At 44.4% G+C, this 22713-nt stretch carries 26 protein-coding genes; 20 read left to right on the top strand and 6 right to left on the bottom strand.

Annotation, left to right across the window (positions count from 1 at the left end):
• Positions 1-7: 7 nt before the first annotated feature.
• The 6 genes from ACY2IG_RS10170 to ACY2IG_RS10145 all read left to right on the top strand — a co-directional run bounded on the left by ACY2IG_RS10170 (position 8) and on the right by ACY2IG_RS10145 (position 4650).
• Positions 8-634 (top strand): hypothetical protein, encoded by a 627-nt coding sequence (locus tag ACY2IG_RS10170; protein WP_462617859.1) that lies wholly within the window; start codon positions 8-10, stop codon positions 632-634.
• Between the two features lie 16 nt (positions 635-650).
• Positions 651-2879 (top strand): pyocin knob domain-containing protein, encoded by a 2229-nt coding sequence (locus ACY2IG_RS10165; protein WP_462617858.1) that lies wholly within the window; start codon positions 651-653, stop codon positions 2877-2879.
• 15 nt (positions 2880-2894) lie between these two features.
• Positions 2895-3182, top strand: a complete 288-nt coding sequence (locus ACY2IG_RS10160; RefSeq protein WP_462617857.1) for a hypothetical protein — start codon at positions 2895-2897, stop codon at positions 3180-3182.
• A gap of 34 nt (positions 3183-3216) precedes the next feature.
• Complete coding sequence (locus ACY2IG_RS10155) at positions 3217-3363, top strand: hypothetical protein (RefSeq protein WP_462617856.1); 147 nt, start codon at positions 3217-3219, stop codon at positions 3361-3363.
• Between the two features lie 85 nt (positions 3364-3448).
• A complete protein-coding gene (locus tag ACY2IG_RS10150; RefSeq protein ID WP_462617855.1) occupies positions 3449-3967 on the top strand; it encodes a phage holin family protein in 519 nt (172 codons plus the stop codon).
• Complete coding sequence (locus tag ACY2IG_RS10145; protein WP_462617854.1) at positions 3967-4650, top strand: peptidoglycan-binding protein; 684 nt, start codon at positions 3967-3969, stop codon at positions 4648-4650. Before ACY2IG_RS10150 ends, ACY2IG_RS10145 begins: the two co-directional genes overlap by 1 nt.
• An 18-nt stretch (positions 4651-4668) precedes the next feature.
• Here the strand turns inward: ACY2IG_RS10145 and ACY2IG_RS10140 are convergent, their stop codons facing one another.
• The 4 genes from ACY2IG_RS10140 to ACY2IG_RS10125 form a co-directional block, all read right to left on the bottom strand.
• A complete protein-coding gene (locus ACY2IG_RS10140; RefSeq protein WP_462617853.1) occupies positions 4669-5469 on the bottom strand; it encodes a hypothetical protein in 801 nt (266 codons plus the stop codon).
• 196 nt (positions 5470-5665) lie between these two features.
• Positions 5666-5866: a hypothetical protein gene (locus ACY2IG_RS10135; protein ID WP_462617852.1), complete on the bottom strand. Its 201-nt coding sequence runs from the start codon at positions 5864-5866 to the stop codon at positions 5666-5668.
• Positions 5867-6099: 233 nt separating this feature from the next.
• Entirely contained in the window at positions 6100-6231 is a 132-nt protein-coding gene (locus tag ACY2IG_RS10130; protein ID WP_285801428.1) for a hypothetical protein, read from the bottom strand.
• Between the two features lie 173 nt (positions 6232-6404).
• Positions 6405-6707, bottom strand: coding sequence for a DUF1798 family protein (locus ACY2IG_RS10125; protein ID WP_023468613.1), 303 nt, complete (start codon positions 6705-6707; stop codon positions 6405-6407).
• A gap of 74 nt (positions 6708-6781) precedes the next feature.
• Between ACY2IG_RS10125 and recU the strand changes: the two genes are divergently transcribed.
• The 7 genes from recU (at position 6782) to ACY2IG_RS10090 (ending at position 15249) form a co-directional block, all read left to right on the top strand.
• Positions 6782-7408, top strand: a complete 627-nt coding sequence (gene recU, locus ACY2IG_RS10120) for a Holliday junction resolvase RecU (protein ID WP_035409519.1) — start codon at positions 6782-6784, stop codon at positions 7406-7408.
• Between the two features lie 20 nt (positions 7409-7428).
• Positions 7429-10125 carry a PBP1A family penicillin-binding protein gene (locus tag ACY2IG_RS10115; protein ID WP_462617851.1) on the top strand — a complete coding sequence of 899 codons (2697 nt, stop codon included), beginning with the start codon at positions 7429-7431 and terminating at the stop codon, positions 10123-10125.
• Between the two features lie 97 nt (positions 10126-10222).
• Positions 10223-12487 (top strand): DEAD/DEAH box helicase, encoded by a 2265-nt coding sequence (locus tag ACY2IG_RS10110; RefSeq protein ID WP_462617850.1) that lies wholly within the window; start codon positions 10223-10225, stop codon positions 12485-12487.
• A 17-nt stretch (positions 12488-12504) separates the two neighbouring features.
• Positions 12505-13689, top strand: coding sequence for a ribonuclease H-like domain-containing protein (locus tag ACY2IG_RS10105; RefSeq protein WP_462617849.1), 1185 nt, complete (start codon positions 12505-12507; stop codon positions 13687-13689).
• A complete protein-coding gene (locus ACY2IG_RS10100) occupies positions 13686-14246 on the top strand; it encodes an SLOG family protein (protein WP_035407264.1) in 561 nt (186 codons plus the stop codon). Before ACY2IG_RS10105 ends, ACY2IG_RS10100 begins: the two co-directional genes overlap by 4 nt.
• A gap of 5 nt (positions 14247-14251) precedes the next feature.
• Entirely contained in the window at positions 14252-14566 is a 315-nt protein-coding gene (gene gpsB / locus ACY2IG_RS10095) for a cell division regulator GpsB (RefSeq protein WP_035407267.1), read from the top strand.
• 128 nt (positions 14567-14694) lie between these two features.
• A complete protein-coding gene (locus ACY2IG_RS10090) occupies positions 14695-15249 on the top strand; it encodes a nuclease-related domain-containing protein (RefSeq protein WP_462617848.1) in 555 nt (184 codons plus the stop codon).
• Positions 15250-15292: 43 nt separating this feature from the next.
• Here the strand turns inward: ACY2IG_RS10090 and ACY2IG_RS10085 are convergent, their stop codons facing one another.
• Both ACY2IG_RS10085 and ACY2IG_RS10080 read right to left on the bottom strand, forming a co-directional pair.
• A complete protein-coding gene (locus ACY2IG_RS10085) occupies positions 15293-15610 on the bottom strand; it encodes a hypothetical protein (protein WP_035407272.1) in 318 nt (105 codons plus the stop codon).
• A 33-nt stretch (positions 15611-15643) separates the two neighbouring features.
• The gene (locus ACY2IG_RS10080) at positions 15644-17218 is read right to left on the bottom strand and encodes an FAD-dependent monooxygenase (protein ID WP_035407276.1); all 1575 of its coding nucleotides are present in this window, start codon (positions 17216-17218) and stop codon (positions 15644-15646) included.
• A gap of 88 nt (positions 17219-17306) precedes the next feature.
• On the opposite strand from ACY2IG_RS10080, the gene yvfG reads away from it, so the two are divergent.
• The 7 genes from yvfG (at position 17307) to ACY2IG_RS10045 (ending at position 22684) form a co-directional block, all read left to right on the top strand.
• On the top strand, positions 17307-17528 hold the full coding sequence (gene yvfG / locus ACY2IG_RS10075) for a protein YvfG (RefSeq protein ID WP_035407279.1): 222 nt from the start codon (positions 17307-17309) through the stop codon (positions 17526-17528).
• Positions 17525-18136, top strand: a complete 612-nt coding sequence (locus ACY2IG_RS10070) for an NUDIX hydrolase (RefSeq protein ID WP_035407281.1) — start codon at positions 17525-17527, stop codon at positions 18134-18136. Before yvfG ends, ACY2IG_RS10070 begins: the two co-directional genes overlap by 4 nt.
• A 60-nt stretch (positions 18137-18196) precedes the next feature.
• Entirely contained in the window at positions 18197-18406 is a 210-nt protein-coding gene (locus tag ACY2IG_RS10065) for a hypothetical protein (protein ID WP_023468601.1), read from the top strand.
• A gap of 351 nt (positions 18407-18757) precedes the next feature.
• On the top strand, positions 18758-19381 hold the full coding sequence (locus tag ACY2IG_RS10060) for a 3D domain-containing protein (protein WP_035407284.1): 624 nt from the start codon (positions 18758-18760) through the stop codon (positions 19379-19381).
• A 188-nt stretch (positions 19382-19569) separates the two neighbouring features.
• A complete protein-coding gene (locus tag ACY2IG_RS10055) occupies positions 19570-20301 on the top strand; it encodes an ABC transporter ATP-binding protein (RefSeq protein ID WP_035407287.1) in 732 nt (243 codons plus the stop codon).
• Positions 20298-21815: an ABC transporter permease/substrate-binding protein gene (locus tag ACY2IG_RS10050; protein WP_056062137.1), complete on the top strand. Its 1518-nt coding sequence runs from the start codon at positions 20298-20300 to the stop codon at positions 21813-21815. The genes ACY2IG_RS10055 and ACY2IG_RS10050 overlap by 4 nt, the downstream gene beginning before the upstream one ends.
• Complete coding sequence (locus ACY2IG_RS10045) at positions 21812-22684, top strand: diacylglycerol/lipid kinase family protein (protein WP_056062134.1); 873 nt, start codon at positions 21812-21814, stop codon at positions 22682-22684. Before ACY2IG_RS10050 ends, ACY2IG_RS10045 begins: the two co-directional genes overlap by 4 nt.
• Positions 22685-22713 lie beyond the last annotated feature (29 nt).

The raw sequence follows: 22713 nt of genomic DNA, 5'->3' as shown, positions 1-22713 counted from the left end.
CGAAAACATGATGAGGAGTCTGGCTGAATCCTATACAAAAAAACCGAACAGCAATATAGGAAAGTTGATCTTGCTCGTATCTGGTCAAATGGAAGACTTGGATGAAACGTTGAAAAAAGTTGAAAGCTGGCGAGACATTAACCAAGCTGAAGGTGAGACGTTGGACCTTATCGCCGCCAATGTCGGACAGATGCGAGGGCTTGCGACAAATGAAGTCTTGCGCATTCTCATTCGCGCTCGGGTTGCCCGTAACCTGTCAGATGGCACGATGGACGGGATCATTCAATCCCTGGCAATCACATTGAACACGACACCCGATCAGTTCGGCATCAAAGAACTTTATAGTGATGCACTTGCACCCGAACCAGCAGCTATTATCATTACTGGGTTGCCGATCGAAGTCATCAACCAATCGGGCATGAGTGCCGTTCAGTTCGGTAAAATCACGCAACGTGTCGTCGCTTCTGGTGTCCGGGTGGCTGCCATTGATTTGAGCGGTACGTTTGCCTATTCCTCACAGTATGATGTCTTAGAAAACGATGCAGCAACAGGATTTGCACCACTGAACCAAAGCACAGGCGGCACATTGTCCGGTGCGTTTGATCCAGACGATGAAATTGTATTGCCAATCTAAAACAGGGGGTTAAATCATGCCTTACACAAAGCCACTTCCAGAATGGAAAAACGCCGGAACAAAACCGCCACAGTCGAAAATCGATTCAGGATGGGCGATAGGTGACAAGCCACCCGCCGGGTGGTGGAACTGGTGGATGTACAACACGTACTATGCCTTACAAGAATTGCAAACAAATGCTGTTCACACTGAGAAATTAGGCGCAGCAAGCGGGGTTGCCACCCTCGGCACTGATAGCAAGTTGACCGCTTCACAGTTACCAGCCATCGGATCGGCGCAGATTACAGACAACAGTATCACGAACACCGATCTTGCAACGGACGTCAAGGTGGGCTCACTCACGACACTGGCGACGACCGCTAAAACATCCGTCACGGCAGCGGTAAATGAAGTGAAGTCATCCGCGGATGCGAAAATCCCGAATTCTGAGAAGGGAGCGGCAAACGGTGTCGCTACACTTGGAACAGATAGCAAACTTACCGCCTCGCAGCTTCCGGCAATCGGTTCCGCTCAAATCACGGACGGATCAATCACAAACACTGATCTCGCAACTGATGTGAAGGTCGGCTCTCTTGCCGCTCTTAAAACAGCGAATAAAGCTAGCGTTACGGCAGCGGTCAACGAGGTACACGATGACTTTGATGCCCACAATTCGGATACGGTCAAACATATCACAGCGCAAGAACGGGCGAAGTGGGATGGGGCGCAACTATTTCCGCTAACTGCAACTGATGGAGGTCCTAAAGGAACAGTGACAGATGTCAATGCAGCATTGACCGTCGGTGTTTTCCTCGTACCATCAAGTACACCAAACGCACCATCAACAGCAGTCGGTTTATTGCTTGTACAACGTCGCACTTCTTCTCACTTCTTCCAAGAATACTGGGAGGTTTCTGGTAATAGCCGCTACAACCGTACATCTTCAAATGGTGGCTCCACTTGGTCTATTTGGTCGCAAGTAGAAACAACAGAAGGGGCACAGGCAAAAGTTGATTTAGTCCAAAAATTCAAACTGACACAAGATACCGGCATTGCCAAAACGTTACCCGCGAATAGCAATGACCTAAATGCCGTTACGGAAACAGGTATTTATATGGTCGATGGAAGTGCTTTGAATCAGCCGACCGGTTTTACTTTTGGTGTACTGATCCACATTGCAAGGATTTCAACAAACTACACACAAATTTTCCAGCAGAACGGTAGCGGAATCATTTTTACTCGTGCTTGGATTTCGGGTAAATGGTCTTCATGGCGGCGAGCGGTTGATGATATGTCTTTTGTAAACACATTACTAGGTAATAAATTCAATTCTCAATCTCTTGCGAATTTTGTAGGCAAAGTTTCTGGAAGCACGACCGCTAATCCGCATTCAGTAAAAGCTACGGGTTCTACACCTTACACGTCTTTACAGACGCCGAGTGCCCCTATCCCGGAAATTAACGGCGGGGGGTTAGCTTATGGACAATTATCAACGTTAGACGGAACATCGTATACAACATCTATAAATTCGAATGGTGCTATTTCGCAACAACTCTTTTCCTTTGATCTGATTGCCCATGTCGAACGCACATACGGCACCATCCCCGGCGCAATGACAGTGGATAAGGTCGTATGGCTGAAGTCAAACTTATCAAGAATGGCGTTCAACTGGTGGGGTAATGGAGCAAGCCCTACCGGAAACAAGGCGACTGTATCTGTTTTTCTTGTTGATACAGGAAACTATGCAGGAGCGAATATCACACATACCAATGCAGGTGTAAGCAAGCTGATTTACGGATTTACGCAAATCGTTAACAAAATTGATGCTAACGGCTTTGTCCACTTCATCGCCTACGCAGAACCTTCAAACGGCATGACAGCCAGCACCATCAACACGGATTATGCCGAACTTGAAGTCGAATTAAGCACAGGAATCTGGAACAACGTGCCCGCATTGACGGAGTTAACATTGACCTTGCAGAACGGGGCGACGGATGGCGGACGTACACCGAAAATGAAATATTGGGGGCATAACGTGCAATGTGCTGGGACTGTTTCGAATGCAGTTGTAGATACAGTATTTGCAACTCTACCAGCGGGATATCGTCCTGCACAATCTCAAATATTTGCGATTGGTGGTTTTGGTACTGCCTCAGCGGGCAAGATAGCAACTGTTTTGATTGGTCAAGACGGAACCATGAGACCACTTTCTATTGAAAGCGGTACATCGAGAATCGACCTATCCACCATCAACTTTTTAGTATAAGGAAGGAGTGACAGCATGAAACAAGCTTACCGAATGGACGAGGAAGGTTTTTATATCGAACCTGTCGTGATTCCTCAAGGTGGAGAAATGCCATCTGATTGCGTTGAGATTCCGCCGCCGTCGTTTTATAAAGCAAGGTGGCAAGATGGGCAATGGATCGAAACCGGTCATGCGCCGGAAGCGGTAGTACCACCACCGACGATCGAAGAACGAATGGAGAAATTGCAACAAGACAATGAAAAACTAGCATCCAACGTTGCATATTTGGAAGATATGATCGTCATTCTGACTATGCCGTTTTAACATAGATGAATCGAAACCAAAAGGAGAGAGGGAAATGAGTCTTATGTATAATTTTGCTCTAAAAATGTGGAAAGAACGTCGCGTCGATGAAGCCTATATCCAGTATCAAGTCGAAGTGAAGCGATTAACGCCAGAAGAAGTAGACGCCATTCTAGCAACACCGCAAAATCCGATTGTCTAATTAAATGATCACTATTTGGAAACGTCAGAAATGAAGACGTTTTTTTATTTTTTTAAAACTGTACAAAAGAAAGCGAGTGATTGAATTGAAGACTCATTATCTATTTGAAGGGGCAATTGCTGTTATCGGCACAGTCATAACAGCGTTGATGGGAGGGTGGGACACAGCGCTGAAAATTTTAGTGGTTTTGATGGTTGTCGACTACATGAGTGGCTTCTTGGCAGCCTATAAATTGAAGAAGGTCAATTCTGATGTAATGTTTTGGGGCGGCGTTCGAAAGGGTGTCGTTTTTATTGTGGTCATCATTGCGGTACTGGTAGATGAGCTAATCAACAATGGATTACCGATTATGCGGACGCTCGTTCTTTATTACTACATTGCACGAGAAGCATTGTCCGTCACTGAAAATTTTGCTCTGTTCGGCGTTCCGTTGCCGCAACAACTGGTGGATGTATTGACGCAACTTCAAGAAGAGAAACAACCGCGAGCAATCGATTCAATCATCGAGAATGCCGCAGCGGAAGAAGAACAGGTTACACCCATCTCAAGTGAAGTAAGCATTGCAGAAGTGAAATCGGATGAAAAACAAAAGGAGGCAAAATAATGTTATACGATAAACGAAACCGCGCTACTTTGAACGAACTTGCACCAAATACAAAACGACTCGCACTCAAATGGTACGAGTACCTTGTCAAGAACGGCATTGAAGTATTGATATACGATGCTCGCCGTACGGTAGCAGAACAAAAAGCCAATGTAGCATCCGGTGCATCACAGACGATGTACTCGTATCATATCGTTGGCCAAGCACTCGATTTCGTACCGGTCAAAGATGGTAAAGCAGTATGGAATGGTTATAATGCTGCAAATATCCAGAAAGCAATCAAGGAAGCGCAGCGTCTCGGATTCACATGGGGCGGGGATTGGGACTCTGACGGAAACCAACGGGATGAGACATTCATCGACTCACCACACCTGCAGTATGAGTACAAAGGATACGGCACGGACAAGGTACTCGGATCCGCACCAGCTTCAAAACCTGCAGCTAAACCGAAGCCATCACAAGGTGACGGGAAAGCGATTGTTCCGTATCCAGGCAAACCGCTCTACAAAGGAGCGAAAGGCATGATCAAAAAGGATATTGAGCGCATCCAGCGCGCTGTCGGGTCTTCAGTCACTGGCAAGTATGACATAGCGACTGAGAAAGCCGTCGAAGCGTATCAGAAGCGAAAGAAGCTTGATGTTGATGGTGTCGTCGGACTAGCTACTTGGAATATGTTGTTTTAAATACCGTAAGAAGTCTCCTCAGAAATAACGAGGAGACTTCTTTTTAGGTGCTTCACTATGCAATAGGTGAAAATCAATCCAGCCTTCGTATCGCTGATCATTCGTCTGTATCTGTTTGGTACTTGCAATCATTTCATAAATATCAACGTACTCATTTTGAAGTTGATCACTATACTTTATCCTCAGTGATAATCTAGGTAACTTTATTCCGTCCTCATTTAACCTTGAGTGTTGAAATATGTAATGGTTTGTAAGTACAACGAAATAATTTGGTACTAAAAGAAAAGCAGATTCTTCACTTTTAAGAAGAGGATGATATCTTAAATAAGGTATTACATTCATATCTTTTCTAACATTAGTCTTTTTAAATACATCATTTCCATCAGTTCTGTAATAGATATTTTCAAATTCGCTTTTAGCACTTATCGTCAAAATACCATCATGCGATTTTATGAATTTTATTGAGTATTCGTCATCAAAATCTTTAAATTCACTACTGTTATCAAGTAAACGATAGCTATATTCGATATTGACAGCGAATGACTTGCCTGTATTAATCATCTCGATAGGCGCTTTTACGAATTTATCTTTAATGGGAGTTAGATTGATCTTATTCAAATCCCAATCAGTAAAAATAGAAGTAACTTCAACTGAAATATTTTTATTTACAGGTAACAAGCGAGGTCTTTCTGATTCTTCTTTTTCTTTCTTTTGTGCTTCAAACTGTTTATTACTTACTGTAGCAGACCAACCTGCAAAACCGGCAGCAACTGCCGCAGCAATTGCAGCTGCTGAATCAATCCAAACGCTGAACGCCATACTTCTCCTCCTCTTCATCATAAATATCACAATAATAAAACAGGAGGAAAAATACAATGATTTAAAAATGGGTAAATATGGATAATTGGTGATATGATTAAGACTCCCCACAAGGGAATCCAGGGAGAGGTCGGGCGAAGTCGGGAGGGTGTGACGACTGGAATTCGCGAAAGGGGACCTCCCCTTTCCCGTTTTATTAGTCAAAGACGAATGCAACTTGCTCATTCGTAACGATATCTCGATTATTTGGAAGGATGACATTGATTTTTTTCATGCAAGACGTTTTGAGCAGTAGGTCGACTTGACTACCTGTCGTGAGTGTATCGACGACGCGTTTGATTTCAGTAACGTCCCCAGTGATCGCTAGTTGATTTTCTCCGAGTAATAGAATCTTCATCTTTTTTTGCCTCCCGTTCCCACGACGAGCAGCTGCACAATTACATAAATTTATGGGTATTTACCACCTATAGAATACTTAGAAACACAATGAGGTGTGCAATTTTTAATTGCACACCTCATTGCACACTTATAGTAAAAACGTGCGATTGCACACCTGATTTCACACTAGCAATACATCTAAAAGTGACGCGGAATCAATCATGTTTGAGAACAGTTTCGCGTAACTTCCTATTATATAGTAGGCAATTGGAGTTTCCCCGTCTCGTCAACGAACATGATGTATTTCTTCGGGGCAGGGGTTGAGTTCTTAGGAAATCCTTTGACATCAACGCCTTTGACGTTCGATTGTACCCGTTTGTTCAAATGAATCTCCTCCAATTGCACGATAATTACACAGTCTTTAAGAAAGAAATGCTCTTGATGCCACTTTACACGCTAGGCGACTGAAAAGCTATAGCCTGGCAAGTGAAACCGGTGAAACATTCCCTTATAGATTAGGTGTTCGACTCAAGGAAGATAATTCCTGTTTTTAATTATTATTCTTCGCCATTCATCAATCGATCGATATAGCGGACGGATTTAATCGTTTCATTGAAACGTTTCAGACTCGTCTTTGGCTGAAAGGCTTGTACAGAAATCTGCTTCAGTTGATCCACAGCACTTTCGACCATACTCGGACGTAAGTAAGGACTATCTTGGGCATTCGTTTGCCACTGCGCAATCAGTTGATCTGCTCGTTCGACGAACGGTACGACGTCTCGATTGAAGTCATATTCGGTTCCGGCACGTCCTTCTTGATATATACGTTCAATCTCTTGTAATAACGGTTCAATTGTCATTGGTTTTTAACTACTCCTCTCGGCCGATACGGTACAATCACATATCATGGTACAATAAACGCGATAGGAGGGGAATCGTTTTGAATTACCCGAATGGGAAAAAATTTCAAAAGCCACTCGAGTCGCACGGAACCCGAATCAAGAAGGCACGATCAACCGATTCAACCTTTTCAAATCGTGGGATGACGCTCGAAAAATTATTGAATGAAAGTAATACGTTTTATCTGACTCATAATCGGGCAATCATTCACAAGAAACCCACTCCGTTACAAATCGTTCAAGTGGATTATCCAAAGCGATCTGCAGCTGTCGTCAAAGAAGCTTATTTTAAGCAACCATCGACGACCGATTATAATGGTGTCTACCGCGGAAAATATATTGATTTCGAAGCGAAGGAGACGACAAATAAAACGTCCTTCCCGATAAAAAATTTTCACCCCCATCAAATCGCACACATGCGTCAATGTGTCGAACATGGAGGAATTTGTTTTGTCATCATTCGATTCAGTCTGTATAATGTGCAATATGTGCTTTCAGTCGAGCACGTGTTCCCCTGGTGGGATCAACTCGAAAGCGGACGGAAATCCATTCCGCTGACGATCATCGAACAAGACGGTATCAAAGTCGAGACTGGCGCGTACCCTGCTATCGATTATTTAAAGGCAGTGGACGAACTATATTTCAATTCAGACACTTTTTGATTGAAGGAGAAGGATAGCATATGGAAAGAAGTCGTGTCGCACGTCGTGAAGAGACGAAGTCATCTGAGAAAAAGATGAAACGGACGAAACGTCCCCAAAAGAAAAAATCAGGTGGAGGATCCGGTGGGAAAGGTCCACTCTGGAAAAAGTTATTGTTGATTGCTACCGGATTATTCATCTTGATGATGTTGATCGGAGGCGGATTTGCGGCTTATGCGATTGCTACGGCACCTGAGCTTGATGAAGCAGAGCTTCGTGATGCTTTACCGTTAAAGATTTATGCCAGTAATAAAGAGGAAATCACAAAAGGTGGAACGAGCCGAGAATATGTGTCGATCGATGAAGTACCAGAAGTCGTCAAGGACGCATTCATCTCGATCGAGGACCGTCGTTTTTATCAGCATAACGGGATTGATTTCCGCCGTCTCGGAGGTGCCATCATCGCGAACGTCACTGATGGATTTGGTTCTGAAGGTGCTTCGACGATTACGCAACAGGTCGTCAAACAATCATTCCTCAGCTTTGATAAAACAATCACACGGAAAGTCCAAGAGCAATGGCTTGCGATCCGCTTAGAGCAGGATTATACGAAAGATCAGATTTTAGAGATGTACTTGAATAAAAACTACTATGGTCAAAACTCATTTGGCATCCAGACCGCTTCAAAAGCCTATTTCAATAAATCAGTTGATAAGTTGAATTATGCGGAAGCTGCAATGCTCGCAGGATTACCGCAACGTCCGACAGCTTATGATCCAATCAAAGGAGATCCGAAGCTAACGAAATGGCGTCAGACACAAGTCCTCAATGCGATGCAAACGACAGGCGTCATTACAAAAGCGCAACGAGATAAAGCGGTCAAACAACCAATTTCGAAATTAATCAATCCGGCGCCGAAGTCAACGAAGGATGAATCATATGATAGTGTCATCTTCGACATGGTATCAAAAGAGTTAGAAGATGATTTTGGTCTAGAAGGAAAAGATATCTATGGTCAAGGGTTAAAGATCTATACGTCGATTGATAAGCCGATGCATGACTATATGAACGAAGCGATCAAAAAAGATCAAATCGTTCAATTACCGGAATATGCTGAAACGGCTGCTACGGCAATTAATACGCAAACCGGAGAAATTCTTGCAGTCGTCGATGGTAAAAATCCAGGTAAAGGAACAGCGCGACGAAACTATGCAAATGAACCCCATCAACCGGGATCATCGGCAAAACCATTCTTCGCATACGGCCCGGCCATCGAAAATGACAAATGGTCGACTGCGAAACAATTGACGGATAAGCCGACAGAAGTCAACGGAAAAGAGATTGGAAACTATTATGATGGATATCGTGGTACGAATACGATTCGTCATTGGTTGAAAATCTCGGCTAACACACCTGCCATTCAAACGTTCCAAGAAATTGGTGGGGATGCAGTCGAAGCATTCGCTGAAAAGTCTGGCTTGAAAATGAAAGACGATGAGTCGATTTCACCAGCTTATGCAATTGGTGGGATGAAGCATGGTTTTAATACGACTCAGATGGCAGGAGCTTATGCAACACTGGGTAATGGGGGCGATTATATCAAACCACACGTCATTAAATCGATTGAGTACAGTGACGGATCTAAAATCAAGTCACCAATCAAATCGAAAAAGGCGATGGAAGACTACACAGCTTATATGTTGACGGATATGCTTCGTGATGTCTTGAAACCAGGCGGTACGTTCCCAAGTGCTGGGTTGTCGTTTGATGCAGCCGGTAAGACAGGGACAACTAATGCTTATAAAGATGTCTGGTTTGCAGGATATACATCTGATGTCTCGATCAGTGTCTGGACAGGAACAACGAAATCAGGAAACAACAATGGATCCGGACTCAGTGGTCCATATAACAGTACGATGGCACAGCAAATCTGGAAAGATTTCATCACGAAAACACGCGATCGAACGCCAGCGCCATTTGAACAACCAAGTTCTGTCCTCAGTATCGGAAACGAATTATACGTGAAAGGGACGAAGGAACCTGTCGTTGAAAAAAAGACGGTACCCGCTCCGACTGGATTACAAGCATCTTACGATGAAGACAAAAAGAGCGGTGAACTGACTTGGAACTACAATGACGCTGCGCTTCGTGCCAATGGGTATGATAATGTATCGTTTGAAGTAAAGATGACAGATGCTGATGGTAAATCATCGACAGTCGGAACGAGTACGACGAATCGAATCAGTATCAGTGGATTAAAGCCAGGTCGCTCGATATTCCAAGTCGTAGCGAAAGCGTCAGGAGAAAAATCGGGACCAGTCTCGACGACGGTAACGGTCACCGATCCTGAAGAAGAAAAACCGTCAACGGACGAGCCAACGACGGATGAACCAACGACGGATGAACCGTCAACGGACGAGCCAACGACGGATGAACCGTCAACGGACGAGCCAACGACGGACGAACCGTCAACGGACGAGCCAACGACGGACGAGCCGACGACGGACGAGCCAACAACGGACGAGCCAACGACGGACGAGCCAACGACGGACGAACCGTCAACGGACGAGCCAACGACAGACGAACCAACGACGGATGAACCGTCAACAGATACACCGAATTCAAATGATGGTGCGAATGCACAAAACAATTCGAACGGTTCAACGGAACGAAACAACTCGAATGATAATGGAAATAATGGTCGTGGAAACGACGCTACGAATTCTACAACACCATAAGCACGACTTGTAAAGAAAGACAAGACCAAAGACGAGTAGATCGTTCTTTGGTCTTGCTTCTTTTTTTGTATAATGAAAAGTGGAAGGAAGTGAAGGCATGCAAGCGAAACAAACGCTCGTTGCATTTCTTGAAGAATTGAAACAGGACCGTTCATTCATGGAGCGGATTACGTATATGAAAACGATGGAAGCGACAGCGGGACGCTATGTCGATTTTCCAGAACAGTTACCGGAACGCTTGCGCCAAGCCCTCCGGACACGTGGCATCACTCAGTTATACCGTCACCAAGGATTGGCGTATGAACGCGTACAAGCAGGCGAGTCGACGGTCATCGTCACACCAACCGCCTCGGGAAAGACCTATTGTTTTAATTTACCGGTCTTATCACACTTGCTCGAACATCCAAACGCACGAGCGTTGTATCTGTACCCGACAAAAGCGCTGGCACAAGATCAAAATAGTGAGTTACTCGAACTGATCGATCAATTAGAGGCTCCAATCCGTTGTTTCACATATGACGGAGATACGTCACCGACGATTCGAACAAAAGTACGAAAAGCCGGGAACATCGTCATTACGAATCCAGATATGCTACATTCCGGAATCTTACCACATCATACAAAATGGATCGAACTATTTGAGAACTTAAAATATATCGTCATCGATGAGCTTCATACGTATCGCGGTGTCTTTGGCAGTCATGTCGCGAATGTCATTCGTCGCTTACGACGGATTTGTCGGTATTATGGCAGTAATCCCGTCTTCATCATGACAAGTGCAACGATTGCAAATCCAAAGGAACTAGCCGAACGATTAACGGAGAAAACAGTCGGACTAATTGATGAGAATGGTGCGCCGACAGGACGTAAACATTTTCTCGTCTATCAACCACCGATCGTCAACGCACAACTCGGTATTCGACGCTCGGCGACACTTGAGACAAAACAATTAGCGATGCGCTTCATCAAGAACAAGTTTCAGACAATCGTCTTTGCTCGGTCTCGCGTCCGCGTCGAAGTCTTACTGACGTATCTGAGAAGTATCTATCCGCACGAGCTTGGTCCTCGATCCATCGAAGGGTATCGGGGAGGTTATTTACCAAGTGAACGTCGCGATATCGAACGACGGTTACGCCAAGGAGAAATCACAGGTATCGTCTCGACAAATGCTCTTGAACTCGGTGTCGACATCGGTCAACTGCAAGTGTGTATCATGAACGGCTATCCAGGTACGATTGCTTCACTTTGGCAACAAGCAGGACGAGCGGGGCGTCGGCAAGATGATGCACTAATCATTCTTGTCGCCTCATCTGGTATGCTCGATCAATATGTTGCAGAACGACCAGAGTTATTCTTGAATCAATCCCCGGAAGCAGCGCGACTTGATCCAGATAATTTGATCATTGCCGTCGATCACGTCAAATGTGCGGCGTTTGAACTGCCTTTTACGAAAGGCGAATCATTTGGAACGCTTGAGACGGAAGACATCCTCGAGTACTTAGTCGAAGAGCGTGTCCTGCACGAGCGAGGCAATCGCTTTTATTGGATGAATGACGCGTTTCCAGCACACGGGATATCGCTACGGTCCAGTGATCAAGAGAATGTCATCATCGTCGATCAGACCGAGGTACCGAATCGAGTCATCGGCGAGATGGATACCTTTAGTGCAATGACGTTGTTACATGACGAGGCCATTTATTTGCATGGGGCCGATCAATACCAAGTCGAGTACTTGGATTTTGAGGAGAAAAAAGCATTCGTCCGTGCAGTAGACGTTGATTATTATACAGATGCTAATTTTTCAGTCGACCTTTCCGTTCTCGAAGAAGATGAACAGTATGCAGAGGGAGAATACAGTGTTGCGCGTGGAGATGTCAGTGTTCGGGGGATGGCGACGATGTTCAAGAAAATCAAGTTCGGAACACATGAGAACATCGGGTCTGGTCCGATTCACTTACCAGAACGAGAGATTCATACGACAGGTGTCTGGTTCACCTTACCCGATCATGCACGCTCCTCGACGGAGCTTGAACAAGTGTTGGAAGGTGTCGCGAATAGTTTACGACGTGTTGCTCCGCTTTATTTGATGTGTGACGCTAGTGATGTCTTCGTCGTGCCGCAAGTCAAGGCGACACACACGCAGCAACCGACCGTCTATCTATATGATCGTTATCCTGGAGGCGTTGGTCTCGCGGAATCAATCTACAAACAACGCGGTGTCATGCTACGCGCAGCGCGTGATTCGATTGTCACATGTCCTTGCCAGGACGGTTGTCCTGCTTGTATCGGCATGGTCGGCGTAGCAGACGAGAAAGAACGAACGATTCAGTTGTTAGCAGAAATGGAGAAGGAATTATCATGAAAAATCGTCTTAGACGAATGCTAAAATCTACATCAGACGTCTCATCGGAGAATATAGAGCCTTCTGTCCTCGAAGTGGAAACGCTAAAGCCAACAAGCGGATGGACTGAAGAGCAACAAGCCTGGATTGATCGTGGGGCGGATATCTTAACATTCGAACAAGAGTGGATTGTCAGGGTCGACAAACGCTATGCTTTGACGGACCGGCATGGAGACCGGAGTTTTGCCGAAGTGTATGAGTCTTTACAGCTTCCTCATCCACCACTTGCGCTGGATGTCCCACTTGAGCAGGTCATCTTCTTTGATACGGAGACGACAGGATTGCGGGGAGCCGGAACGACGATTTTTTTACTCGGGTTTGCGCGCTTTGAGCAGGGAGGATTGTTGATGCGACAATATTTCTTACCGCATCCGCACTTTGAGGCTGCCTTTTACCATCACTTCCTGCATGATATCGGGGATGATGTCCGATTCGTGACCTATAATGGAAAAAGCTTTGATTGGCCGCAAATCAAGACACGACACGTTTTCGTTCGGGAACGTGTTCCACGATTACCGAAAGTCGGTCATCTTGATTTACTCCATGTTGCGCGGCGCATTTTTAAAGGAATGTATGACTCGTATCGATTGACAGCGATGGAAGAGCGGATTGGATTCGAGCGGGAAGGTGACCTACCTGGTTTTTTGGCACCAATGCATTATTTCCAATATGTTGAACATCAGCAACCGGAAATCATGACGGGCGTCTTACAACATCATCTAGATGACTGTTTAACGCTCGTTGGACTGTATGATGCGTGTAACCGTCTTGTCACGCATCGGGCGGGAGCACCTTCTCCTATTCAAGAGAACATCGCGATTTGGTTAGCGGATCTTGGAATCCATGAAGGATCCCATGCTCATTTTCAGCAGGTTAAAGAATTATCAGCAGAAGGATGGCTACGCCAAGGGTATTTGCATAAAAAAATGAAGAACCATGAACAAGCTAGAGACTGCTTTTTAAAAAGCGATAGTTACTTGGGGTATCTCGAACTTGCGAAGTGGGCAGAGCACATTGCAAAAAATCCTGTGCTTGCTTATGATTATACGGAACGAGCACGACAACACGTCGAACGGCATCATTGGTTAATCACTAAAAAAGAACGAATATTAGCTGAACTGGATCATCGAGAACGTCGGTTAAAAAGGAAGTGTAACTCGTGAAAGTAGTCGCCATCACAGGATACAAACCAAATGAACTAGGCATCTTTGATCAAAAACACCCGGGTATCCGGGTCTTAAAGGCAGCATACCGAGAGCGGATGATTCGCTTGATTGAAGACCGTGGAACAGAGTGGTTCATTACGAATGCCTCGCCTGGATGCGAAATCTGGGCATGCGAGGTCGTTCTTGAATTAAAAGAAGAGTATCCAGATATTCATCTTGGTATCCTCTTGCCGTTTTTAGAACAGGAAGCGCGCTGGAAAGAACCAGTCCAAGCACAGTATCTTTCGATTCTTGAACAAGCTGACTTTGTCGAAGCAATCAGTCAGAAACCGTATACGGATCCATCGCAGTTGCGCAATAAAACTGAATTCATGATCCAAAAAAGCCAAGGATTGTTGTCGGTTTTTGATGAAGAGCATGGAGGATCAGCGAAATTTTTAGTAGAGCGTGCTAGAATGGAAATGGAACAATCCGATTATCAGTTATTTTTGATTACACAAGATGATTTATCTTGGCTCGAACAAGAATTACAATACAATGATCAGTGGGAGTGAAGAGGATGTATAAGCCATTGTTGACAGCGGACGATATTTACAAAAAGGAATTCAAGACCGGCCTCCGTGGCTATGTCATCGAGGATGTCGATGGATACTTGGATCAAATCATTAAAGACTATGAAGGATTCGAACGTGAAATCGAGCGTCTGAAGAAAGAGAATGAGGCGTTGAAACAAGCACCTGCTCAACCAGAAAAACGGGAAGAGCGTCGTGTTGAACACGTTGAACCACAAGTGTCGAGTTCATCCAATTATGATATGTTACGTCGTATTTCGAATCTTGAGAAGGCGGTTTTCGGTCGCCCTCATCAAGACTAATGAAAAAAGACATTTCTGCCAATCGTCAGAAATGTCTTTTTTGATTTCCTTCTTTTTGAAAGAATCGTCATGTATACGAAAACGGTGTTAAGATAACTACTAATACATATTACAAAGGATGATGAATCATGTTACAAGTCATGACTGCTTCTGTTCCGGCACCACCACGCCGTCGCTTTTTTGCAAGTAAGCAAGTGAATACGATGACGCATGAAACAGATGCGCTCTGCAATGAAATCCGTCAGGTATGTCGTTTTGATTGGATGTTATTTGAACGTATACGTCTAACTGAAACGATTATCATTCCCTTTGCTTTGATTGGTCCAAAAGGGTTGTTTCTTGTGTTGCAAAACGATGCAGTCGTAGAATGGATGACGGAAGAATCCTGTCATGTCATCGATCCTATGCATGGGAAAAAGGTGTTTTCACCCCATCCGATTAATCAATCGAAACGAATTGTCCAAATGGTTCGAAAAACGCTAAAAAAACAAGGGATCGTCATACCGATTCATGGCATCACACTTTTTCCGAATGCACCACAGATGCGGACGGAACGAATTAAATTTCCGACGGGTCATACATTCAAAGATGTGCGAGCGTTCATTGTTTCAAAGAAATCCTCTCCTGTTCAAGAGCAAGAACGAAAACAAGTCGCGTTTTATCTCGCGCAGCAACAGGAATGAATAAAGGCAGTGAAGCGAACGCTTCACTGCCTTTTATTTAAATTTATCGTCTTGGTCGAGACGCAAGGATGTTCTCGGCTTGATCCATGTCTTCTTTTAAGACATACACCGCTACGCGATCGTCTAAATCTTTACTGAAGCGTCGGAATAAAAACGAAGTCTTGACGCCGCGTTCGACTCGAATGTCTAGATCAGCTGCCTCAAGTCGAGCAGCATCCTTCAATAAATCTTCTCCTTTTTCACCGAATGCTTCTCCGAGAAGCGACCATCGAAGATTTTCCTTCGCTCGTCTACTGACGATGACAAGAAATGCCACAATCAGAAGAATGATCAAAATCGTTCGAATCAGTTGTATATCCATATCTGCCTTCACCTCATCTTCTATCATACCGAGTTAGCGCGCATAAAGTAAACGTTCAACATAACGGGCGAACGATTTACTTTTTAAACCTTGCTGGCGATACGCGATATAACCGTCAGGGCGAATCAAATATAGTCCGGATTGCTTAATGCCGAAGCGTCGTGCGAGTTCGCCACCTTGATCGACGACGCCATCCTCTTTAAGGGATTGATGGATGGGTACTGTCTCAAATAGATCTGGATAGGTATAGGCGAGTTCCTTAAATGGCTCAAGAAGATCGTCAGTTGCGTTTTTTGGTAAGAACAACAGTAATAAGAAATTTCGATCCGCGCGACGTAACAAGAGTTCATTTTTTTTCGTCCGCGGATGTACGACTTCACTGTAGGGCATCGGTTCACCCGGCTTAGGTGTCAATGGACTGAAGTGTCCTTGCGTGACAAAGGTCAGGCTTGCTGGGTAGTGACTGTTGAGTTGAGCAATTCGATTTGTCACGAAATGATGTAAGGGTGCGATCTTGAGACTATTTCGAATGACTTTTTCTTGTAGAGGCAACAAAAACGGAATGTTGATCTGCAAGAGTTCGGTTGCTAAATTCGTTGATCGTAAGATACCTTGTGCCGCTTCGCGGCGTTCGACACTGTAAGAATCAAGCAACGGAAAACTCGCTTTGAACTGATGCACACACCAAAGTTTCCAAGCAAGGTTCATCGCATCAGCAATCCCTGTATTCATTCCTTGACCACCGACAGGGGAATTGATGTGTGCCGCATCCCCAATCAAATAAATTCGATGGTGACCAAATTTCTCGATAATTCGATTATGGACACGGAACATGGAGTACCAATGGACTTTTTTTAGCTCGAACGGTACTTTGGCTCGATTTTGTAAAAAATCATCAATCGCTTTATGATCAGTCGGAACAGGTCCGCTCGTTAGATTGCCCGTAATGCGGAATAAATTCGACTGAAGTGGGAAAGACTCGATGACCCCATGATCAGAGAAGAAAATGTGGACCTCTTCGGAAGAGAGTGGCCAGTCGACTTCGATATCGGCCAATGCCCACGACTCTTTGAACGATTTTCCGCTAAATGGAAGTCCAAGTTCTCGACGAACAAAGCTATTCGCGCCATCAGCTCCGATGATAAAGGAAGCATCTACCGTCTCTGTCTCTCCTTTATGTTGTAAGGTAGCAGTAACGAACGTTGGGAATTGAGCGAATCCTGTTAATTCCGTCTCTCGTTCAACGGTATGTCCGTAAGTGGCGAGTCGTGCTTCGAGAATCCGTTCCGTCTCACTTTGAGGCAAGAGCGTAACAAACGGAAAAGGTGTATTTAAATCAGTAAAATCAAGCTTTGCCTGCCATGCACCATTAACATAGAGGTTTCCTTGATTGATTTTAATCGCATTTTCCATTAAATCTTCTGCCACGCCAAGTCTTGCGAACAATTCAAGGGAACGTGCTTGAATGCCGATGGCTTTGGAGACGACAGATGGTCCACTTGCACGTTCGACGATGCGGAAGGATAATCCATAGCGCGAGAGTGCGAGTGCGAGTGTTAAACCGGTTGGTCCGGCACCAATAATGAGGACATCTAATTTTTTATTCACGGATAACCCCCCTTAATTTACATCTTAGCCAAAACTCGTTACCATTAAACTATTGATGACACGCTCGACGTGTGAAAGGATGAAACTTGTGAACGAACAACTTTTTACGACAGAACGATTGATTGCGAATTTTAAGGAATATATCCGTCAGAACGAGGCTCATCTGACAAAGCGCAATGCTTTAAACGCCTACTACAAGACGGTAGCGGGATCGATTTTATCGGACCGGATCGCTAAAAATGCGGATCTGATCGTTCGTATGCGCCATCTTGAAGAAGCGTATCATCATGTTGCACAAGAAGGGCGATGAAGCAGGTGAACTTAGCCGATATCCGAAAACACTATGTAGATTCAGAAGAACGTTTACCTCGACATGCAGCAGCCGTACTCGTTCCTTTGGTTGAACAGGATGGCGAAGTCTATCTGTTATTTCAAGTACGAGCCAAAACCCTACGTTCGCAACCAGGGGAAATCGCTTTTCCGGGTGGTCGGATCGATATTGGTGAATTACCGAAAGCAGCAGCCATCCGTGAAACGGTTGAAGAATTAAATGTCAGTGCTTCCGAGATTGAAGTGATTGGAACGCTCGAACCACTCGTGACACCGAACCGGTCAATTATTTATCCGTATCTTGGTATTCTACATGCAACGGATTTTAATCCTTCACCGGCAGAAGTCGATCATGTCTTTCTCGTATCCTTGACAGAATTGATGACTTCTAAACCAATCAAAGGGGACATGGAGTGGCGGATACGCCCTGGTAAGGAAGTGCCGACCGAACGAATGGCGAATCGAGAAGCATATCTCGATCGTACGTATACAGTCACGGAGCATTTCTATGAGCACGGGGATTATCTAATTTGGGGATTAACCGCTAAAATCTTGCGCCAGTTCTTAGCTCAATTGACGCGTGACTAGCTTTTTTGGTCGTTATTTTATATGATTAACTGTAATTGAACGTGTCAGGAGATGAGTCAAATGGAAGAAACAGAAGAGTTATTCGATTATATCGTTGGTGATATGGTAAAAACAAAAGAAGGCTGGGTTGCGGAAGTAACAGCTGTATTGACAAATACGGTCGTCGGTGATGTATCCCATACGAAAAACTTTGAGGCACTCGGCTTAGAATTTGAAAAACAAGTCTTGTTAAAGTCAGAGATCGAATTGTTAGAACGTAAAACAAAATAATACATGAAAGCATACCAAGCTACTATGGTGTGCTTTTTTTATGTTCATTCAAAAAAATGAATAATAATGAAATATGATATTGGCTGGAGTATTGATAGGTCAATCGAAATGACTGAAAACATCGAAAAGATACATTTATTACAAAAGAGTAACAAAAGATAAATCGTAACAGAACGGTTACAAAATATAAAAACGTTGCTACACAACGAATGAGAGCGTTTTTTGTAAGCGTGTAACCATTTCGTTACTTTTTGACAGATATATTTCAAATCATGGTGTTCGCTTTTCAAACGGTTTGTCGCCGTGATACGGTGTGCGGGTCGTAAAACGGCGAGAAAGGTTGGCACCAACATGAAACGAACATCATTCCTATTATCCCTCTGTTTAGCGGGATTCATATTTATTCTTTTGCCGCATCATGAAGCTTCAGCGGCACAAATCGGGATTGGAACAGAGAAGACGATCGTACAAAATCCGTTAGAGATGAAACGTCAAGCTGCTCAAAAAAAGCGGGAACAAGCTGAGGCAGAAAAGCGAGCTCGATTACAAGCCGTAGCCAAACAAAAAGCAGAAGCGGAGCAGAAAGCAAATGCTAAAAAGAGAGCACGACAAGCTGCGAAGCAAAGCCGGAAGCAAGTGAAGACGGATCGTTCATCAAAACGTACGGTAACATTTGAAACGACAGCGTATACGACAAATCCAGAAAACAATGGAAGCCGCTTGTATAATGGTCGTGCCTTAACGGCATCAGGTTATGACGTCACGAATACGATTACATATGAAGGTCGTCGGATCGTGGCTGTTGATCCATCTATCGTGCCGCTTGGAACAAAAGTTCATGTAGAAGGTTTTGGTGACGCAATCGCACTCGATACAGGTGGTGCGATTCGTGGAAGAATCATGGACCTTCTAGTAGGATCAAAACAAGAAGCACTAGAATGGGGACGCCGCCAAGTGACGGTAACGTTCGAATAAATGAATATCGAGACTAGACGATGGGTAAACTCCATCGTCTTTTTTTGTGTTAGTAAAGATGAATCAGTATTCGGTTGTAAAACAAATTGTTTAGGAAACGAGAGATCAATTGGTCAAAATAGGTTTTAGAATACGAGAGAAAGGGGAATTTTACAAAGATAATAAACAGGGGAAACGAGGGATGAGGAGTGATTGAGTTCAAAGATGTCGGCAAAACGTATGCGGATGGAACAAAAGCGGTGCAACACGTTAACTTCACCGTTGATCAGGGTGAGATTTTTTGTTTGATTGGTCCATCGGGTTGCGGAAAAACAACAACGATGAAGATGGTCAATCGATTGATCGATCACACAGAGGGTCAAATTTGGATCGACGGTGAGCCGATCATGTCAATCAACGAACATGAATTGCGGCGGCGAATCGGTTACGTCTTACAACAGATTGCCCTCTTTCCACATATGACGATCGAAGAAAATGTCAGTGTCGTGCCAGAATTATTAAAGTGGGACAAAGAAAAGGTGGCGCGTCGAGTCGATGAATTATTCCGTCTGACAGGTTTAAACACATCGCTTAAGAAGAAATATCCGAGTGAACTTTCGGGGGGGCAACAACAACGTGTCGGTGTCATGCGTGCGCTCGCAGCAGAGCAAGACGTCATCTTGATGGATGAACCTTTCTCCGCCCTTGATCCAATTTCACGTGAACAATTACAAAATGATTTGTTGCATCTAAACGAAGAGCTTGGAAAAACAATTTTATTCGTTACGCACGATATGAACGAGGCATTAAAACTGGGCAGTCGCATTTGTCTGATGAATGCTGGGGAGATTGCTTTCATCGGAACAAAGGAAGAAGTACTAGCGAGTAATGATCCATTTGTTCAAGAGTTCATGCGTCAAGTCAGGGGGAAAGTCGAATGAACGGCCTGATTGAAACGTATCAAGATCGGAAAAGTGAATTGCTTCAAGCGTTAATTGAGCATATTCAACTATCGGTCATTTCGTTACTTATCGCATGTATCATCGCCATTCCGCTTGGGATCTACTTATCACGGAATAAACGTCTGAGTGAGTGGTCGATTGGTGTGACTTCCGTCATTCAAACGATTCCATCATTAGCGCTACTTGGTCTGATGATTCCACTTGTCGGAATTGGTACAGTCCCGTCTATCATTGCACTTGTTCTCTATTCTTTATTACCAATCGTTCGAAACACATATACAGGTCTCGCCGAAGTCGATCCTTCAATCAAAGAGGCGGCACGCGCATGTGGGATGACCCCGATGCAAAGTCTATGGAAAGTCGAACTTCCGTTAGCTTTGCCTGTCATGATGGCCGGAATTCGAACGGCGATGGTATTGATCATTGGTACGGCAACGATTGCCGCTTTGATCGGTGCTGGTGGACTAGGGTCGATCATTCTCCTTGGAATTGACCGTAATGATAACTATCTCCTTTTGCTTGGTGCGATTCCTGCAGCTCTCCTTGCTCTTCTATTTGACGGTTTACTACGCCAAACGGAAGTCGCAACTCGTAAGCGGCAGACGGCACGTCTCGTGACGGCAGTCGTCTTAATGGTCGCAATCGTCATCGCACCTTTCGCATTCGGCCGTAGCGAACGACCAGATCTCGTCGTTGCCGGAAAACTGGGCGTGGAACCGGAGATCTTAATGAATATGTATAAAATCGTCATCGAAGATGAGACGGATTTAAAGGTTCAAGTCAAACCAAACTTCGGGAAGACGACATTCGTTTATAAAGCACTTGAGTCAGGAGACATTGATGCTTATCCAGAATTCACAGGAACGGTGCTCGCTAGTTTGACGAATGAAAAACCAAAATCAAACGATGCAAAAGAAGTATACGAACAGGCGAAAACCGGTCTAAAAAAACAAGATTTGACCTTATTGCCACCAATGAACTATAACAACACCTATGCTGTAGCCGTTCCGAAGAAATTAGCGGAACGCTACGATTTAAAGACGATTTCTGATTTAAAACAGGTCGCGAATCAACTGACGGCTGGATTTACATTAGAATTCAAGGATCGCCAAGATGGTTATAAAGGAATCCAAGATAAATATGATGTCAATTTCAATAAGGTCGTCACGATGGAACCGAAATTGCGTTATAAAGCGATTGAATCTGGTGAAATCGATGTCATTGATGCGTACTCGACCGATCCAGAGATTGCGAAATACGACATGCTTGTTTTAAAAGACGATCAGCAATTATTCCCACCGTACGAAGGAGCACCTTTACTTCGTCAAGAGACAATCGATGAGTACCCAGAGGTAAAACAAGCGCTTGAGCAATTATCGGGTAAGATTTCCGATGAAGAGATGTCGAAAATGAACGAAGCTGTCGCGTATGGTGGAAAAACTGCAAATGCGGTCGCCCGCGATTACTTGAAGAAGGAAGGCATCATCCAATGAAACTATTACTGATCAGTAACCCGACAGCCGGTACGAATGGTTCAGGATTACTTGGAGAAGTCATCGAACCGTTAAGTACGTTGTTCGACGAGATCGTCATTCGAAATACAAAACAAGCAGGAGATGCGATGCATTTTGCGGAAGAATCATCCGCGTTTGACGCTGTCGTCGTCATCGGTGGAGATGGGACGGTCTTTGAGACGATCAATGGTGTAGCGAAATTAGAAAATCGCCCGATACTTGGCATTATTCCTGGAGGTACGTGTAATGATTTCGCACGAACACTTGGCTTACCGATGGCGCCACGGCTTGCAGCAGAAGCAATTGCTATGCAACATGTCGTTCAAGTCGACCTTGGGCAAGTCGGAGATAGCTATTTCTTGAACTTTCTCGGTGTCGGTCTCGTCGCCGAAGCATCGATTGGGATCGATACAGAAGAAAAAGCGCGTCTTGGGAAGATGGGGTATTATTTATCGACGATTCGCTCGAGTTTAGAAGCAAAACCATTCGAATATGAATTAATTTTAGATGAAGGTCGTCATATGACAGGTGAAGCAGTATTGATTCTGGCAGCAAATGGAGAATCACTGGGTGGAATCGAGACGAATTTGTCGGATGGAGCTTATAATGATGGAAAACTAGATTTGGTAATTGTTGATGAGGTAAATCTGACGACAATCCGGGACGTCATCCTTCAAAAAATTGGTCTCGCCAATGATCCATCTTTTACCCATATCTTGACGAGCGGATTTCAATTAAAGACAAAAGAAGCAAAAGTCATTGATACAGATGGTGAAAAAGCCATCCATACGCCAATTACCGTCAAAGTGTTACCGGAATATCTTCGAATGTATGGTGGCACTGATTAATACAAATTGAGTCGAGAGAAGGTCGAGAT

The sequence above is a fragment of the Exiguobacterium sp. EF_C8 genome (assembly GCF_054956715.1).
Note: the sequence above shows the minus strand (reverse complement) of the source record. Positions and strands in the feature narration are given on the sequence as shown.